The organism is Paenibacillus sp. FSL R5-0749 (genome assembly GCF_038595085.1).
In the GTDB taxonomy this organism is placed as follows: Bacteria; Bacillota; Bacilli; order Paenibacillales; family Paenibacillaceae; genus Paenibacillus.
The window spans coordinates 774591-792905 of record NZ_CP152005.1 but is presented as its reverse complement, the minus strand read 5'-3'; the positions used below and the strand labels follow the sequence as shown (position 1 = coordinate 792905).

Here is an 18315-nt window from a genome sequence, read left to right as displayed (position 1 = left end):
AACATTTAACATATTGACAAATATAATGTTCGGGAATTGCTTCATTAAATTCGGTTAGACATCCATTTCATCCCATAAAAGAAAGCCGGCTCCTCTTCAATCTCTCGAAGGCAACCGGCTTCCTGCTTTTCAGTGCGTACACACTGCATCCATTATTTTACGATCAGTACTGGAACCTGAGCATGCTGCACCACATTGTGACTGACACTCCCCAGGACAAATTCCCGAATTCCACCGAGTCCGCGGCTGCCAATAATAATGATATCCGAATCATTTTCTTTGGCAAAATCAAGCAACACTTCCGCAGCCGCTCCTTGAATCAGATCTACATTGGCCGTTACACCAGCAGCCTGAAGTCGTTCTTTCGCTTCATCTGTTGTTTGCACCGCCAAATTGTAGTAGTCATTATTAAGTGAAGGTGGCAGAGGCGCCAATCCCTCACCGATGAATACACGCGGGAAATCAAAAGCATGAATGACATCCAGTACAGCATTCGGGGACACTTTGGCTAGCTCAATTGCACGATCAAGTGCTTTATTTGAAGCTTTGGAACCATCATAAGCCACTAATATTTTGGAGAATAACATGTGAATCCCGTCCCTTCCTTTATATGTAGAGCACGCGAAGCAAGCTTCGGTCTGACATCCATTAAACTAATATAACCATATAACTCCTTAAACGTACCGGAGCCACAATGAACCATTTATACGAATGAATTTACATATAAATCCTTACGGTGACGATGAACGATTACGCATTTGTTCCAAGTGTTCATTGAATAAAATAACCATAGATTACCGCATTCAGGAACAATAACAACGGAATGCCAATGGTGAAGCTGGGATGTTTGGTCTTATGCCTTTTCCGATACATCGCGATCCAGACTCCCAAAGCACCGCCAATAAAAGCAAGCAAGAATAACGTCCGTTCGGGTGTACGGTCACGACGCTGTTGTGCACGCCTCTTATCATCCGACATCACCAGATAACCCACTACATTAATAAATAAAAACCACAATATAAGTCCGGTTTGCATATAATTCTAGCGATCCCCCTGTCCCGGGACATCTCCCTGTCTCCATTATAGTCCTCATTAGAGACACGTTCAACGCACCGGTGGGGAACCGCAGTATTTTGCGAGGCACGCGTTAAGATCGACAGTTTAGATAATTTTAGGACTCCTGCTTAGGAATACCGTTCAGACTGGGTACTCTTTTGGCTGCTTTGGCTGGACGAACATCGATGTTTTCTTCCCTAATGCTGTCTTTGTTCTGCTGGTTATGGATCTTTTCGGGTTTGTTGTGCGGCATACGGGTATCACCTCCTTGGCTTACGTTGCCTGAAAACGGAGGATCTTATACCCCTTCACATGGTTGATTAGGTACACACGCAGCAATCACTTTCCATAGCGCCAGTTATTCGCAACTAGCGTTACATGAGGATGCGATCTGTCCTAACTCAGAGCTTGCTCTACTCTCCCTTTTTCTCCATAGCCGCCTTCAACAGCTCTCCAAGGTTAGACCCAATGGACTCCTGCTTCGCATATTGTTTCACGAGTTTTTGCTGATCGCGTTTGTTCACATGCTGTTTGTCCTTATTCAATGTTTCTGTAATACCACAAGGCAGACATTGCACGTATAGCCCCGCTTTGCCTTCTTTGATTTCCATCTTTTTGTGGCACTGCGCACAACGACGATTGGACAATCTTTTCTCGGCCGAACGACGATATCCACAGTCCTCCGTAGGACATACAAGGAACTTGCCGCGCTTGCCCTTCTTCTCCAATAATCGCGCATTGCAGTCAGGGCAGTGGCTATTGGACACATTATGCGGCTTGTATTCTGCTTTGCTGCCTTTTACCGTTGACACCAGCTCTTTGGCCATAGAACGAATGCTGTCCAGGAAAGGGCCTGGCTGTCCTTGCCCACGAGCGATGCGCTCCAGTTCAGCTTCCCAGCGGGCAGTCAGATCCGGTGTACGCAGCTGCGGAGCAGCCAGTTCAATTAACTGTTTTCCTTTGCCGGTTGGATGCATACTGTTGCCTTGACGATCTATCGTATCGGAACTGACCAGCTTCTCAATAATATCCGCCCGTGTAGCCGCAGTGCCGAGTCCATGCTTTTCCATCTGGGAAAGTAAAGCGGCTTCGGTATACCGTTTAGGCGGCATCGTCCGTCCACTTTTAATATGGCAACGCTGAACCGTCACGGACTGTCCTTGCTGCACATCAGGCAAAAGCGCACGCTCATGGTCTGCTGCATCGTCAGCACGGTCATCGTCATCATCGCTGTAATCACCGCCGTACACTTCGCGCCATCCGCTTTCTTTCACCGTTGTACCTTTGACATGGAAGGAATCATTCCCCACTTGAACCGTGATTGCAACCGAATCGTACTTCGCTGCCGGATAGAACAGGCTGATAAAACGACGTACAATCAGATCGTACAATTTGCGTTCCTCCGGGTTCAATTGATTCAGAAGTACCGTTTGCTCCGTGGGAATAATGGCATGGTGATCGGTCACTTTGCTGTCATCCACAATACGTTTGGTGATATTCAGATTTTTGCGCAGCAAAGGACGTGCCAGAGACGCATAAGGTCCAATGGCTACACTGTCCAGACGTTCTTTCAATGTAGCTGTCATGTCGGCAGTCAGATATCGGCTGTCCGTACGTGGGTACGTCACGAGTTTGTGCTGCTCATATAGACGTTGCAGGACATTTGAGGTTTGCTTTGCCGAGAAACCATATTTCCGGTTGGCATCCCGCTGCAGTTCCGTCAGGTCATATGCCAGTGGATGTGGCTCTACTTTCTCACTTTTCTTCACCTGGGCAATCGTGCCCTTACGCCCGTCTACCCGCTTCTTCAATTCTTGCATTTCTTGAGGGTTGAATATGCGCGAATCTCCCCCTGCTGCCCGCCACACAGCCTGAAAATCTCCTAAATCTGCCGTTAACGTCTCATACTCCTGAGAGCGAAACCCATTAATTTCATTTTCTCTATCCATAATCATGCCCAAGGTCGGCGTTTGCACCCGTCCAGCAGACAACTGCGCATTGAAACGAACAGTTAGCGCACGAGTCACGTTAAGTCCAATCATCCAGTCGGCCTCTGCCCGGCAACGTGCTGATTCATAGAGACGGTCGAACTGACTGCCTGGCTTTAGCGAAGCAAATCCGTCTTTGATCGCCTTATCTGTCTGAGATGAAATCCATAGACGTTTGAATGATTTTTTCCACCCCGCCATCTGCATGATCCAACGGGCCAGCAATTCACCCTCACGGGCCGCATCTGTGGCAATGACCAGCTCGCCCACATCCTGACGTTTCATCAACTGCTGTACGGCTTTATATTGATGATTGGTCTCTTTCAGTACCTTCAGTTTCGTACGCTCTGGCAGAATCGGCAAATCCTCCAGATTCCATGTGGCATACTTCTTATCGTAATCCTCTGGCTCAGCTAATCCAACCAGATGCCCCAGCGCCCAGGTAACGATATATTTCGGGCCTTCCATATAACTTTTATGTTTATCACGCGCGCCCATAACTCTGGCTATTTCGCGTGCTACAGATGGTTTTTCTGCGAGTACTAATGTCTTCACTTCATATCTCTTCCTCTCTGGTAGAACGTTATGTCTCTTTTATTCCTATCTTTTCATTATATCATCTCGCACTAAAGGTATGCTCTGTGATCTCCATTCCCTCATCTTACTCCCATTCTGTTTCTAATGTTTAATCAATATATCGAATTCATGTCACATTTATTTACATAAGAATAATTAATAGTTTTACTGTGATCAAGTAAATAGAAGCATGGATAAGGTTTTATACCGATCGATATTGATGTATACGTTTTTTTGGATAAATATAAACCTTGTAAGATTACCTAACATAACTATACAATGTGTCAAAAGCATAGAAACAGAATCGCTGTTAACACACATCAATGAGACACAGGAAGGGAGCGTGGATGCATGACTTATCATGGATCTGTATTGAAAAAAAGTGGGGCTTTGTTACTGGCGGGAGCTGTCGTTGCCACAACATGGGGAGGAACATTACCTTCGGCATCAGCCGCAACGGCAACGCCTACAAGCAAAACAACAGTAGCAGCTGTCTCCAAAGGGAAAGCGCCTGCTACGCCGGCAGCATTTGTTCAAGCCATGGAAGAAGCCGCTACACTTGCAGGTGTTCCTTTTACCATGGACAAGCTCTCCGGAACAACCGTACAACGTAAAGATGCTGCGGTTGCCTTGCAACAATGGCTCAAGCTGGATTCGACTACCGAATCATTCAAGGATGTCCCGGATGAATCCACCTTTGCAGGTGCTGTCGGTGCATTGAACACTGCGGGGTTGATGAAAGGCTATACGGAATCCCTCTTCCTTCCAAATGCTGTACTTACCGAGAATGACCTCTCCATACTGAAAGATCGCATCTATAATTACATAAAACCGTTTGTCCTGGAGGAAGCAACCATCATGGATCTCCAGGCCGCTATGACGCAAGGAAAACTGACATCAAAAGAACTGGTTCAGAAATATCTGGACCGCATTGAAAAATACGATGATCAGGGTGTAAGCATCAATGCGGTATTAACCCTGAACCCGGATGCGCTCCAAATCGCGGAGCAATTGGATGAAGAACGTGCAGCTCAAGGTGCCCGCGGACCTCTGCATGGCGTTCCAATTCTGGTGAAAGACAATTTCGATACCAATGACATGCCGACAACTGCAGGTTGTATCTGTCTTAAGGATTCCATTCCTGCTCACGATGCTGAACAAGTGAAGAAACTCAAAGCAGCTGGCGCCATTATCTTGGGCAAAACAAACCTGCATGAATTCGCATTTGGCATCACAACATCCAGCTCATTGGGTGGACAAACATTGAATCCATACGCCCTGGACCACTATCCAGGTGGCTCAAGCGGTGGAACAGGCGCTGCCATTGCATCTAACTTTGCCGCAGCTGGCATGGGTACAGACACTGGCGGTTCGATCCGAATCCCTTCCAGCTTCAACAGCCTTGTGGGTATCCGCCCAACCATCGGACTATCCAGCCGTGAAGGCATTATCCCATTGGCTTTGACACAGGATGTCGGTGGACCAATGGCTCGTACCGTAAGTGATGCCGCAATCATGCTGGATGCTACAGCCGGCTATGACAAAAAAGATGTCGCTACAGCTTACGCGGTTGGGAAAATCCCTTCCAGCTACACTGACTTCTTGGATGTAAATGGACTGAAAGGTGCGCGCATCGGTGTGGCCACCGAACTCATCCCAAGTACCAAAGCTGAAGAAAAAGCCGTTGCTGACGTAATCAACACAGCTGTTGAAGAATTGAAATCACTTGGCGCTACCGCAGTTCCAATTTCTATCCCGAACTTGGCTGAGATCAACAAATACCCAAGCCTTAGTGGATATGAATTCAAGTTCCAGCTGAATGACTATTTGGAATCATTGGGTGCAGATGCTCCATACCACAGTCTGTCCGAGATCATCGCTTCCGGAGAGTTTGATAAGTCCCAAGAACAATCCATGAAGACTCGGGATGCACGCCAAACCCTGGAGACTACCGAATATAAGGATATCGTCCTGAAACGTACCCAAGTTACACGTGAATCCTTGCTGAAAGTAATGGCAGATAATAATCTGGATGCCATCATCTATCCTACGTCCACACAAGCCGCTGGTGTTATTGGCGAAGGACAAAACTCTGGTGGTAACAACCGTTTGAGTCCATTCTCCGGCTTCCCGGCGATCACGGTTCCTGCTGGTTTCACAACCGATGGTCTGCCTGTAGGCATGGAGTTCTTGGGTCGTGCCTTTGATGAAGGAACTTTGATCAAGCTGGCTTACAGCTACGAACAAGGTACACATCACCGCCAAGCGCCTAAGCTTACGCCGTAAAATATTTATGGGATTAAGCATTTCCTGTTAACACAAAAAACAGATGCATTCATATCATTTTATTTAAACGAGTTCTCACTAAAGAGACCACCCTCTTCATGACTGAATGGAGTCCGGGTGGTCTCTTTTATTTTCTCTATTTATTTTTGTGTTGCATACAGTCGTATGTTATCCATTACTAAACTTTGTCCGGTACGCCCCACTTCAGCACCAGACCTGCGTAAGTCAGACCACCGCCAAAACCAAAGAGAGCTACAGTCTGTCCTTCTTTCAATTTCCCTTCATCCACTGCAAGCTGTAAAGCAAGCGGAATGGAGGCAGCAGATGTGTTTCCACGATACTCGACGCTGGTTAAAGTACGTTCCAAAGGGACCGGGCCACGTTCGCAAACAGCCTCAATCATTCTCATGTTGGCACTATGCGGGACAAACCAGTCAATCTGTTCAGGTCTTAATTCAGCTTTTCCTATAAGCTTATCCAATTGCTCTGGAATCGTCCGTACAGCCCACTTATATACCTCTCGTCCATTCTGAACCAAACAACCTTCGCCCTGTAAAGGCACTCCATCCATCTCTGAAGACAGACCACTCTTATAAAGATGGATACCGCCTTCTCCATGCGTACCGGATATCGCTGCCATAAAGTCACCTTCATCATGTGCAGCTCTCTCAACCAAGAAGGCTCCAGCTCCGTCCCCAAACAGGACACAAGTCGTGCGGTCTGTGTAATCCGTAATTTTGGATAACGTCTCTGCGCCGATAACTAGCACTTTGCGGTACATTCCACTGGTCACCAGACTGTCAGCAAGCTGCAGCCCGTAGGAAAAACCAGCGCATGCCGCATTTAGATCAAGTACACCCGTGTGGTGGATCTTAAGATTAGCCTGTACTCTGGATGCCGTACTTGGAAATGCATATTCAGGTGTGCTGGTAGCCACAAGAATCATATCCACATCTTCTATACTAACTCCATAACGAGTTATCATATCTTCTACAGCCTTCGTAGCCAGGTCAGATACATATTGGTCTTCAGCTGCAATTCGCCGTTCTCTCATGCCTGTACGTTGCACAATCCATTCGTCACTTGTCTCGACTAATTTCTCCAGATCAGCATTCGTTAATATTCGATCCGGTACATATGCTCCCATTGCCGTGATCGTTGCCTTTGATTGATGATTCATATCGGCATTCACCTCATTTGGTTTTTCATCATTATAGCACTAAGTATTAGGACTTGGTACTAATTTTATAAAATATTTATTATGATTCTTTCGTTAGTTGTTTATTTTAAAATGATCTCTTCATTTATTACCCAGAGCAATACAAACGATGGCATGCATTTTTGATGAAGAATTGTGAATATCCCCTGACTAACATGAAGAATCTCTTAATTAAATGCGTTTTTTATAGACAGTTCATTCCAACAGGGGGAAAATAAACAGATTACCCTACATTACTAAAGAATAGAGATGACCTATACCCATGAAAGAATTAAATATCCTTGCCATTTCCGGAAGTCTACGCAATCAGTCCTCCAATACGTTACTAATGCACGCCATAATTAAGCTGGCTCACACTAACCTTAAGTTTGAAGTATACGATGGATTAAATGATCTGCCGCATTTTAACCCTGACCTCGATGTCGAGGAGGGTCCAGTGTCCATACAGAACTTGAGAGCCCAACTTAAGCATTCGGACGGTGTCCTTATCTGCACGCCAGAGTATGGAAATGGTGTTCCCGGGGTCTTAAAAAACGCACTAGATTGGGTTGTATCTTCTGGAGAATGGCTCAATAAACCCACTATTGCCATCGCTGCTTCCCCAAGCCCCATGGGAGGTGACAAAGCCCATGCTTCCTTATTGCTGACACTAAACATGATCAATGCACAAGTTCTACAGGAGGGCTGTTTAATTATTCCTCATATTACCTTGAAAATGAACAAACAAGGCGTCATCATTGATTCGGAAACCCAGCATGCATTGCAGAACTCCCTTTCAATCCTTGAGGATGCTTGCAATCAAATAAAAGGCTAGACAAATGTTGTACTAATCCCTGATAGAGAAATGATCCTTTTAAAGTTATTTAACATTCTCATAAATATTGAAATAAAAAACAGCCTTGGTTATTTACCAGGGCTGTTAAGGTTTATATAAGTATTTAGGATTAAAATAAAAAAGACACACTCGATATGATCAAGTGTGTCCTTCGATTGCTTGGCGGCATCCTACTCTCCCAGGACCCTGCGGTCCAAGTACCATCGGCGCTAGAGGGCTTAACGGTCGTGTTCGGGATGGGTACGTGTGGAACCCCTCCGCCATCGCCACCAAACGCGTAGCTTACATTTCAGAGATCGTTCTCTGAAAACTAGATTCGAAACGAAACATGCGAACTACAACTTGCATATTTGGATAAGCCCTCGACCGATTAGTACTGGTCAGCTCCATGCATTGCTGCACTTCCACCCCCAGCCTATCTACCTCGTCGTCTTCAAGGGGTCTTACATACTGGGAAATCTCATCTTGAGGGGGGCTTCACGCTTAGATGCTTTCAGCGTTTATCCCGTCCGTACATAGCTACCCAGCGGTGCTCCTGGCGGAACAACTGGTACACCAGCGGTACGTCCATCCCGGTCCTCTCGTACTAAGGACAGCTCCTCTCAAATTTCCTACGCCCACGACAGATAGGGACCGAACTGTCTCACGACGTTCTGAACCCAGCTCGCGTACCGCTTTAATGGGCGAACAGCCCAACCCTTGGGACCTACTTCAGCCCCAGGATGCGATGAGCCGACATCGAGGTGCCAAACCTCCCCGTCGATGTGGACTCTTGGGGGAGATAAGCCTGTTATCCCCAGGGTAGCTTTTATCCGTTGAGCGATGGCCCTTCCATGCGGTACCACCGGATCACTAAGCCCGACTTTCGTCCCTGCTCGACTTGTAGGTCTCGCAGTCAAGCTCCCTTATGCCTTTGCACTCTTCGAATGATTTCCAACCATTCTGAGGGAACCTTTGGGCGCCTCCGTTACTCTTTAGGAGGCGACCGCCCCAGTCAAACTGCCCACCTGACACTGTCCCCGCACCGGATTACGGTACCAGGTTAGAACCTAGATACGATCAGGGTGGTATCCCAACGTTGCCTCCACGCAAGCTGGCGCTCACGTTTCAAAGGCTCCCACCTATCCTGTACAGATCGTACCCAAATTCAATATCAAGCTGCAGTAAAGCTCCATGGGGTCTTTCCGTCTTGTCGCGGGTAACCTGCATCTTCACAGGTATTAAAATTTCACCGGATCTCTCGTTGAGACAGCGCCCAAGTCGTTACGCCATTCGTGCGGGTCAGAATTTACCTGACAAGGAATTTCGCTACCTTAGGACCGTTATAGTTACGGCCGCCGTTTACTGGGGCTTCGGTTCACAGCTTCGGATTGCTCCTAACCACTCCCCTTAACCTTCCAGCACCGGGCAGGCGTCAGCCCGTATACTTCGCCTTACGGCTTCGCACAGACCTGTGTTTTTGCTAAACAGTCGCTTGGGCCTTTTCACTGCGGCCCCCTCGTGCTATTCACACTACCGGGGCACCCCTTCTCCCGAAGTTACGGGGTCATTTTGCCGAGTTCCTTAACGAGAGTTCTTCCGCGCGCCTTAGAATACTCTTCTCGCCTACCTGTGTCGGTTTGCGGTACGGGCACCTTCACCTGGCTAGAGGCTTTTCTTGGCAGTGTGAGATCATGACCTTCGCTACTACAATTTTCGCTCCCCATCACAGCTCAGCCTTATGATGTGCGGATTTGCCTACACATCAGCCTTACTGCTTAGACGGACATCCATCAGTCCGCGTCACTACCCTACTGCGTCCCCCCATTGCTCATAACGGCTTACGGTGGTACAGGAATTTCGACCTGTTGTCCTTCGACTACGCCTTTCGGCCTCGCCTTAGGTCCCGACTTACCCTGAGCGGACGAGCCTTCCTCAGGAACCCTTAGGCTTTCGGCGGATCAGATTCTCACTGATCTTTTCGTTACTCATACCGGCATTCTCACTTGTATAATGTCCAGCGCTCCTTACGGTACACCTTCAACCCTTATACAACGCTCCCCTACCCCTGATGCAAGCATCAAGCCATAGCTTCGGTGGTGTGTTTAGCCCCGTTACATTTTCGGCGCAGAGTCACTCGACCAGTGAGCTATTACGCACTCTTTCAATGGTGGCTGCTTCTAAGCCAACATCCTGGTTGTCTGTGCAACTCCACATCCTTTCCCACTTAACACACACTTGGGGACCTTAGCTGATGGTCTGGGCTGTTTCCCTTTTGACAATGGATCTTAGCACTCACTGTCTGACTCCCGGAAGTAAGTCTATGGCATTCGGAGTTTGACTGAGCTTGGTAACCCTTGCGGGCCCCGCACCCAATCAGTGCTCTACCTCCACGACTCTGTTTTCCGAGGCTAGCCCTAAAGCTATTTCGGGGAGAACCAGCTATCTCCGAGTTCGATTGGAATTTCTCCGCTACCCCCACCTCATCCCCGCACTTTTCAACGTGCGTGGGTTCGGGCCTCCAGTGCGTGTTACCGCACCTTCACCCTGGACAGGGGTAGATCACCCGGTTTCGGGTCTACGTCCACGTACTACATCGCCCTATTCAGACTCGCTTTCGCTGCGGCTCCGGCTCTTCACCTTAACCTTGCACGGGAACGTAACTCGCCGGTTCATTCTACAAAAGGCACGCCATCACCCCTAAAACGGGCTCTGACTTTTTGTAAGCACACGGTTTCAGGTTCTATTTCACTCCCCTTCCGGGGTGCTTTTCACCTTTCCCTCACGGTACTGCTTCACTATCGGTCGCTAGGAAGTATTTAGCCTTGGCAGATGGTCCTGCCGGATTCATACGGGGTTTCACGTGCCCCGCACTACTCGGGATCCGTCTCGGAGGGAACAGACTTTCAACTACAGGGCTTTTACCTTCTTTGGCGGGCCTTTCCAGACCTCTTCGCTTAACCGGTTCCTTTGTAACTCCATGTGAGACGTCCCACAACCCCAAAGAGCAAGCTCTCTGGTTTGGGCTTCTCCGCGTTCGCTCGCCGCTACTGACGGAATCACTATTGTTTTCTCTTCCTCAGGGTACTTAGATGTTTCAGTTCCCCTGGTATGCCTCTACACAACCTATGTATTCAGTTATGAGTAACTGGAAATTACCCCAGCTGGGTTTCCCCATTCGGACACCCCCGGATCAAAGCTTGCTTACAGCTCCCCGAGGCAGTTTCGTTGTTCGCCACGTCCTTCATCGGCTCCTAGCGCCTAGGCATCCTCCGTGTGCTCTTAGTAGCTTAACCTCGTGCTCCGGTTTCGACTGCTCGCTTCCCTTGTTTTGCTTGCGCAAAGCCAAAAGTCGCTCCCATTCGATACCATCGTACGTGCAATCTACCGTTTTTATTGAAACTTGTTTACACAAGTTCAGCTAAAAAGGAATGTTCTAATTCGCATTTACTTTCGTTTCGATATCTAGTTTTCAAAGAACAAGCTCCATGCAAAAGCAAGCTGTTTGAGAGTTTGAGCTCTCAAAACTGAGCAACGAGTGAGTAACTAGCCGACCTGGCTAGATTTTGTATTTGAATGTTTCCACGCGGGAAACGATTCTCCATAGAAAGGAGGTGATCCAGCCGCACCTTCCGATACGGCTACCTTGTTACGACTTCACCCCAATCATCTATCCCACCTTCGGCGGCTGGCTCCTTGCGGTTACCCCACCGACTTCGGGTGTTATAAACTCTCGTGGTGTGACGGGCGGTGTGTACAAGACCCGGGAACGTATTCACCGCGGCATGCTGATCCGCGATTACTAGCAATTCCGACTTCATGCAGGCGAGTTGCAGCCTGCAATCCGAACTGAGACCGGCTTTTTAGGATTCGTTCCACCTCGCGGCTTCACAGCCCGTTGTACCGGCCATTGTAGTACGTGTGTAGCCCAGGTCATAAGGGGCATGATGATTTGACGTCATCCCCACCTTCCTCCGGTTTGTCACCGGCAGTCACCTTAGAGTGCCCACCCGAAGTGCTGGCAACTAAGATCAAGGGTTGCGCTCGTTGCGGGACTTAACCCAACATCTCACGACACGAGCTGACGACAACCATGCACCACCTGTCTCCTCTGTCCCGAAGGAAAGATACATCTCTGCATCGATCAGAGGGATGTCAAGACCTGGTAAGGTTCTTCGCGTTGCTTCGAATTAAACCACATACTCCACTGCTTGTGCGGGTCCCCGTCAATTCCTTTGAGTTTCAGTCTTGCGACCGTACTCCCCAGGCGGAGTGCTTAATGTGTTAACTTCGGCACCAAGGGTATCGAAACCCCTAACACCTAGCACTCATCGTTTACGGCGTGGACTACCAGGGTATCTAATCCTGTTTGCTCCCCACGCTTTCGCGCCTCAGCGTCAGTTACAGCCCAGAGAGTCGCCTTCGCCACTGGTGTTCCTCCACATATCTACGCATTTCACCGCTACACGTGGAATTCCACTCTCCTCTTCTGCACTCAAGTCACCCAGTTTCCAGTGCGATCCGGGGTTGAGCCCCGGGATTAAACACCAGACTTAAATGACCGCCTGCGCGCGCTTTACGCCCAATAATTCCGGACAACGCTTGCCCCCTACGTATTACCGCGGCTGCTGGCACGTAGTTAGCCGGGGCTTTCTTCTCAGGTACCGTCACCTTGAGAGCAGTTACTCTCCCAAGCGTTCTTCCCTGGCAACAGAGCTTTACGATCCGAAAACCTTCATCACTCACGCGGCATTGCTCCGTCAGGCTTTCGCCCATTGCGGAAGATTCCCTACTGCTGCCTCCCGTAGGAGTCTGGGCCGTGTCTCAGTCCCAGTGTGGCCGATCACCCTCTCAGGTCGGCTACGCATCGTCGCCTTGGTGAGCCGTTACCCCACCAACTAGCTAATGCGCCGCAGGCCCATCCCCAAGTGACAGATTGCTCCGTCTTTCCAGTTTCCTTCAGGCGAAGAAAACAATTATTCGGTATTAGCTACCGTTTCCGGTAGTTGTCCCAAACTTGAGGGCAGGTTGCCTACGTGTTACTCACCCGTCCGCCGCTAAGTCTCAAAGAAGCAAGCTTCTTATCAACTCCGCTCGACTTGCATGTATTAGGCATGCCGCCAGCGTTCGTCCTGAGCCAGGATCAAACTCTCCAATAAAGTATTGAAAAGAGCGATAAGCTCATTTTGAATCTGACGAGATTAAACATCTCATTTGTGCTCCAGTCGATTCAAGCCAAGGCTTGTTTCAAACTTTCGCGTTCATTCTGCAAGCAGAATGTTTACTCACTCGTTGTTCAGTTTTCAAAGATCAAACTTGTTTCGTTACCGAATGTCGTTCTCTTCAGCAACTCTTATATAATATCATGTCCGAACCAACTTTGCAAGCTCTTTTTTTAAGTTTCTTTCGAAGCTCATTTCATTCGCTTGCCGCACCGTGTATCTCGTGTTTTCTTGGCCGGAATTAGAATATACCATGTACAGTTATCGGATGCAAGTTTTTTTTTTCGAATAAGATTAGTTTCTTCAAATATATTATCCATAGTCCTTTAACAAGCATTTCCTCAGTGTCGGACGTATGATACGTATGAATCCCCCCCCGTACGATTAACCAATCCTATTGTAGAGAAAACTCCTTTTCTATACACGCTACCACAATTGCGCTAATGACATTCAGATCACGAGAAGTTCACTTCACTATTATCCTTCATTTTAAAAGAAAGAATAGTATAGAATCTTCATACTTATAGAAACATGCTAACTGTATGATCTCATTGGATAATTAATCAACAGATCATAGAGCATTATACTCATTCCTTCTATTATAGAAGGAAAACAATTTTGAAATTCATTTTACTCAAGAAAAGAAAACAAAAAAAGCGAAAGCTCCGGGTTTAGATCCCGTGGCTTCCGCTTTTCTTTCATATATAAGACTACATACTTAATACAGTATTCTTCCTCACAACTATTGTATGCTTACTCCCCGCCAATAAATACGTATCGGCAGACTACAATGATTGCCAAGATCCACATGAGCCAGTGAATTTTAACTTTACGCTCTGTAACCAAGTTACTGAACACCGCCAGAATCACATAAGATACGATACCTGCGGAGATCCCGTTTGCAATTCCGCCTGTGAAAGGCATCAATACAATGGTAAGGAACGCTGGGAAAGCTTGCAGGAAATCATCCCACTCGATGCTACGTACTTGACTCATCATAAGCACACCCACGATGATCAATGCCGGAGCTGTCGCAGCGGATGGAACAACCAGCGCAAGCGGAGCGATAAACAGGGCCAAAATGAACAACAAACCTGTCGTTACCGAAGTCAGTCCTGTACGTCCACCCGCCTCAACGCCTGAAGCACTTTCAACGTATGCCGTAATTGTACTTGTACCCAGCGCAGCACCTGCACTGACACCAACTGCATCGACGAGCATCGCTTTACCGATCGTTTTCTCGCCTTTTTTCTTGTCCTTCATAATCCCCATACGTGTTGCCGTACCTACCATCGTACCGAACGTGTCGAACAATTCAACGAAGGTGAAGATGAAGATGATCTCGAACAATCCGAGACTGATAGCACCTTTCAAATCCAGTTGTCCAACTGCCAGATCGCTGAAGTTAGGCAACCAGCTTGCGCCTGAAAGACCACTCAGATTCGTAACACCCATTGGAATACCAATCAGCGTTGTTACTACGATCCCGATCAGCAGAGCGCCTTTGACACGCATAACCATCAGTATAGCAATCAGGAGCAAACCAATCAGAGCCAGCAATGCATCGTGATGTGTTACAAAGTTGCCCAATGACAGGTTAAAACTGCTACCCGGAATCGGCTGACTCAGGTCTGCGTCTGGTGCGACATTAACGGTTACCGCCACGAGATTAGCAAGTTTGAAACCGATGATGGTAATAAAGAGACCGATACCCACCGTAATGGCCATTTTGATCGACTGCGGAACTGCCACAAGCAGCATTTGCCGAATCTTTGTCACGGTCAAAATAATGAACACGATACCGGAAAGGAATACCGCTCCGAGAGCAGCCTGCCAAGTAATCGCCCCGTTCGAACTTAGAACAACAGTCATGAAGTACGCATTCAATCCCATACCTGGTGCAAGCGCGATTGGAATATTCACGAACAATCCCATAATAATAGTCATTAATCCGGCACCGACGGCTGTTGCAAAGAATACTGCATTATCCGACATACCCGCTCCGGCCTGTCCCAAGAACAACGTATTTACGAAAAGAATGTAAGCCATTGTCATAAAGGTAGTAAGACCCGCAACAATCTCCGTTCTAACATTTGTTCCGTTTTCTTTTAATTTAAAAAAACGATCCATAATTCACTAACTCCCCCTTAGAGATGTTGAAGCCATATTGAAAAACGACAAATGACCCTGATGAATATTCTTCACCCAGGGTTCAGCTGACAAGGAGCGGCACGATGCCATTTACTAAGAACAAAAAAAATTCTAATGTGCGTGATGTCCCGCAATCATGTAGAATTCCTGTGCTCAGCCTTCTCCTCTTCGTAGCCAGATCATTAGGGTGATCTCGTAGAGACTCTCAGGCCAATTCCCGAGATTATACGAATTAGTATGCGCTATTTGTTTGTTTCCCATCACTATTTTAGGAGGGCAATATGTTTTTGTCAATCATAAAAACGAATGTTAATATCGATATCCTATAATATCGTTCGTATTATTTAACAGATTGAACCAGTTCAGCGGTTTACAACCCAATTGTATGCGCTTTTTTCGGTGAAATCTCTAGGGAATATGTTCATTCTGTCAGACTAGAAAGTTCAGCAGTTTAACATAAAAAAGCTAGCCTGATCAAAGGGCGAAAAGCGCTCTAATCTGGCCAGCTTATGTTTCTGATGCGTTTTGGCAATCAGGTGAATAGTCAATGTTAATTAGGTATATGGAGCAATTGGCGACATGTTCCGGAGCTTTTTTTACCGGATCAGTCCTATGTTAGTTAAATCTCTGTCTGTGGAGCATCCTGTCCCTCTTGTTGTTCCTGATTCGTGTTCGTTGTTAAGTCCGGGTTTCTGGTCTGATCGGAAGAAGCATCCGCTGCCTCTAAGTTCACAAGTGGAAAGTCTCCTGAACCGGAAGCCAGGTCTTGCATACCTGAACCGCACCCTGCCAACATCACCATCAGAAATGCACTTCCAATGCCCATTTTCCATTTGCTCATATAGTCGGTTTTACGCATACATTCAATCTCCTTTCAGTAGCCATATTAGCTCTTAGTATATCCTTATTGTACAGCCTGGACCTGAAAGAATCATGAAATGAACTTTAAAATGGGATGAAATTCTAGAGATTATTAATAAGGAACAGCGCCTGGATTAATGTTTACTCATACGGTACGGTACGCAATAAAAAAGACTCCCTTCTATTTGCTAAACACCGCAGATAAAAGAGAGTCTTTTTTCAATCTATTGTTAAGGCGTATATCCTATTCCCACTCGATCGTTGCAGGTGGTTTGGATGTTACATCATAAACGATACGGTTGACGTTATCCACTTCGTTAACGATCCGTACGGAGATTTTCTCCAGCACATCCCAAGGGATACGTGCCCAGTCCGCAGTCATACCGTCAATGGATGTTACGGCACGGATACCTACAGTGTAGGAATACGTACGAGCATCACCCATAACGCCGACACTCTTCATGTTCGGCAGGGCTGTGAAGTACTGCCAGATTTCGCGGTCGAGGCCGGCTTTGGCAATCTCTTCGCGCAGGATGTAGTCCGAATCACGAACAATTTTGAGTTTCTCTTCAGTAACCTCACCCAGAACACGGATCGCAAGACCCGGACCAGGGAATGGCTGACGGTGTACAATTTCGTCCGGCAGGCCACACTCGGTACCGACTTTACGTACTTCATCCTTGAACAACGTGCTCAGTGGCTCGATGAGTTTGAAGTTCATGTCCTCAGGCAGACCGCCCACGTTGTGGTGGGATTTGATCGTCTGTGCAGTCGCTGTGCCACTTTCCACGATGTCCGTGTACAGTGTACCTTGCGCCAGGAATGCAAAATCATCGAACTGCTTGGACTCTTCGTCAAATACGTAAATAAACTCGTTACCGATAATTTTACGTTTTTGTTCTGGATCATCCACGCCAGCCAGCTTGGACATGAAGCGTTCTTGAGCATCAATTTTGACAACTTTCATGTCGAATTTGCCAACAAACGTCTCCATTACACTTTCAGCTTCGCCTTTGCGCAACAGACCGTGGTCGATAAACATACATGTCAGTTGATCACCAATGGCTTTGTGAAGCAATGCAGCAACAACGGAAGAATCTACGCCACCGCTAAGAGCACACAGTACTTTACTGTCGCCCACTTTTTCACGAATGTCTTTGATCGTGTCATCGATGAATGTTTCCATCGTCCAGTTGCCTTCACAACCACAGATTTCGAACAGGAAGTTGCGAATCATGTCGTTACCTCGAACTGAGTGACGTACCTCCGGATGGAACTGAACAGCATACAATTTACGCTCATCGTCGCTCATGGCAGCGATTGGCGCACTTTCCGTGCCTGCATCCAATTTGAAACCTGGAGGAAGTGTAACCACGTGGTCACCGTGACTCATCCATACGGTATGTTCACCTTCAATGCCTTTTGCAAGTGCAGATCCAGCAGCAAATTCAAGGTCTGCTTTACCATACTCACGCTTCTCGGAACGCTCTACTTTACCTTCGAGCTGTTGAGCCATAAGCTGCATCCCGTAACAGATCCCGAAGATCGGCAAGCCCAGGTCATAGACAGCCGGGTCCACGTGTGGAGCATTCTCAGCGTATACGCTGGACGGCCCACCTGAAAATACGATCCCTTTTGGTGCCAATTCTGCGATCTTCTCCGCCGGTGTATTATACGGCAAAAGCTCACTGTATACGCCAAGATCCCGGATTCTTCTGGCGATTAACTGGTTGTATTGGCCCCCAAAGTCAAGGACAACCACAATCTCATTCTGCTTATTCATAACCGTGCCTCCCTCAATTCAATGAAACTAATTATACGCAACGACAAAACATACCGTCAAGGAAAGGCGAAACTCCTTTTTTCGACATATCAAAACAGGATTACCAAATGCCTCTAAATATGAAATTCCGATCAGAAAACATGGCAGCAAGATGCTGGTTCAAGTGTATGATCGTGGAAAGACGCCTCGTTCGCAGCGGAGCGCGAAAGGCGTCTTATGTGTAACATGCAACAATGGACAACCGAAGCACAATAGAACAGATGCGCCAGTGGTGATCATCTGCTGCTGCAACCTGCCAATCTGTATCGGAAGCGATAGCGAGATTGCAATCACCGGCAGGTTGTGTGGCCTCCATGTTG

At 47.4% G+C, this 18315-nt stretch carries 11 protein-coding genes, 3 rRNA genes and 1 riboswitch; of the genes, 2 read left to right on the top strand and 12 right to left on the bottom strand.

Annotation, left to right across the window (positions count from 1 at the left end; genetic code table 11):
* Positions 1–152 precede the first annotated feature (152 nt).
* From MKY85_RS03660 to MKY85_RS03645, 4 genes are all read right to left on the bottom strand, one after another.
* On the bottom strand, positions 153–587 hold the full coding sequence (locus MKY85_RS03660; protein ID WP_339239478.1) for a universal stress protein: 435 nt from the start codon (positions 585–587) through the stop codon (positions 153–155).
* A 184-nt stretch (positions 588–771) separates the two neighbouring features.
* A complete protein-coding gene (locus MKY85_RS03655; protein ID WP_017690702.1) occupies positions 772–1035 on the bottom strand; it encodes a DUF1294 domain-containing protein in 264 nt (87 codons plus the stop codon).
* Between the two features lie 136 nt (positions 1036–1171).
* A complete protein-coding gene (locus MKY85_RS03650) occupies positions 1172–1309 on the bottom strand; it encodes a hypothetical protein (RefSeq protein WP_278296959.1) in 138 nt (45 codons plus the stop codon).
* A 160-nt stretch (positions 1310–1469) separates the two neighbouring features.
* On the bottom strand, positions 1470–3599 hold the full coding sequence (locus tag MKY85_RS03645) for a DNA topoisomerase III (RefSeq protein WP_342571803.1): 2130 nt from the start codon (positions 3597–3599) through the stop codon (positions 1470–1472).
* Between the two features lie 372 nt (positions 3600–3971).
* Between MKY85_RS03645 and MKY85_RS03640 the strand changes: the two genes are divergently transcribed.
* Positions 3972–5906, top strand: coding sequence for an amidase family protein (locus tag MKY85_RS03640; RefSeq protein WP_339239476.1), 1935 nt, complete (start codon positions 3972–3974; stop codon positions 5904–5906).
* Positions 5907–6084: 178 nt separating this feature from the next.
* On the opposite strand, the gene MKY85_RS03635 is transcribed toward MKY85_RS03640, so the two are convergent.
* A complete protein-coding gene (locus tag MKY85_RS03635; protein WP_342571802.1) occupies positions 6085–7086 on the bottom strand; it encodes a ketoacyl-ACP synthase III in 1002 nt (333 codons plus the stop codon).
* 301 nt (positions 7087–7387) lie between these two features.
* Here MKY85_RS03635 and MKY85_RS03630 point away from each other — a divergent pair, with 301 nt between their 5' ends.
* The gene (locus tag MKY85_RS03630) at positions 7388–7939 is read left to right on the top strand and encodes an NADPH-dependent FMN reductase (RefSeq protein ID WP_342571801.1); all 552 of its coding nucleotides are present in this window, start codon (positions 7388–7390) and stop codon (positions 7937–7939) included.
* A gap of 178 nt (positions 7940–8117) precedes the next feature.
* Here the strand turns inward: MKY85_RS03630 and rrf are convergent.
* The 7 genes from rrf to MKY85_RS03595 all read right to left on the bottom strand — a co-directional run bounded on the left by rrf (position 8118) and on the right by MKY85_RS03595 (position 18311).
* A 5S ribosomal RNA gene (gene rrf / locus MKY85_RS03625) occupies positions 8118–8234 on the bottom strand.
* Between the two features lie 76 nt (positions 8235–8310).
* Positions 8311–11235, bottom strand: a 23S ribosomal RNA gene (locus MKY85_RS03620).
* A gap of 311 nt (positions 11236–11546) precedes the next feature.
* Positions 11547–13098, bottom strand: a 16S ribosomal RNA gene (locus MKY85_RS03615).
* Together the 16S, 23S and 5S rRNA genes form the textbook arrangement of a ribosomal RNA operon.
* Positions 13099–13914: 816 nt before the next feature.
* On the bottom strand, positions 13915–15291 hold the full coding sequence (locus MKY85_RS03610; RefSeq protein ID WP_253430011.1) for an NCS2 family permease: 1377 nt from the start codon (positions 15289–15291) through the stop codon (positions 13915–13917).
* Positions 15292–15463: 172 nt separating this feature from the next.
* A riboswitch (purine riboswitch) is annotated at positions 15464–15563 on the bottom strand.
* Between the two features lie 368 nt (positions 15564–15931).
* Complete coding sequence (locus MKY85_RS03605; RefSeq protein ID WP_150364231.1) at positions 15932–16171, bottom strand: hypothetical protein; 240 nt, start codon at positions 16169–16171, stop codon at positions 15932–15934.
* 246 nt (positions 16172–16417) lie between these two features.
* Positions 16418–17956: a glutamine-hydrolyzing GMP synthase gene (guaA, locus tag MKY85_RS03600; protein WP_339239472.1), complete on the bottom strand. Its 1539-nt coding sequence runs from the start codon at positions 17954–17956 to the stop codon at positions 16418–16420.
* 214 nt (positions 17957–18170) lie between these two features.
* Positions 18171–18311, bottom strand: coding sequence for a hypothetical protein (locus tag MKY85_RS03595; protein ID WP_342571800.1), 141 nt, complete (start codon positions 18309–18311; stop codon positions 18171–18173).
* Between the last annotated feature and the right edge of the window lie 4 nt (positions 18312–18315).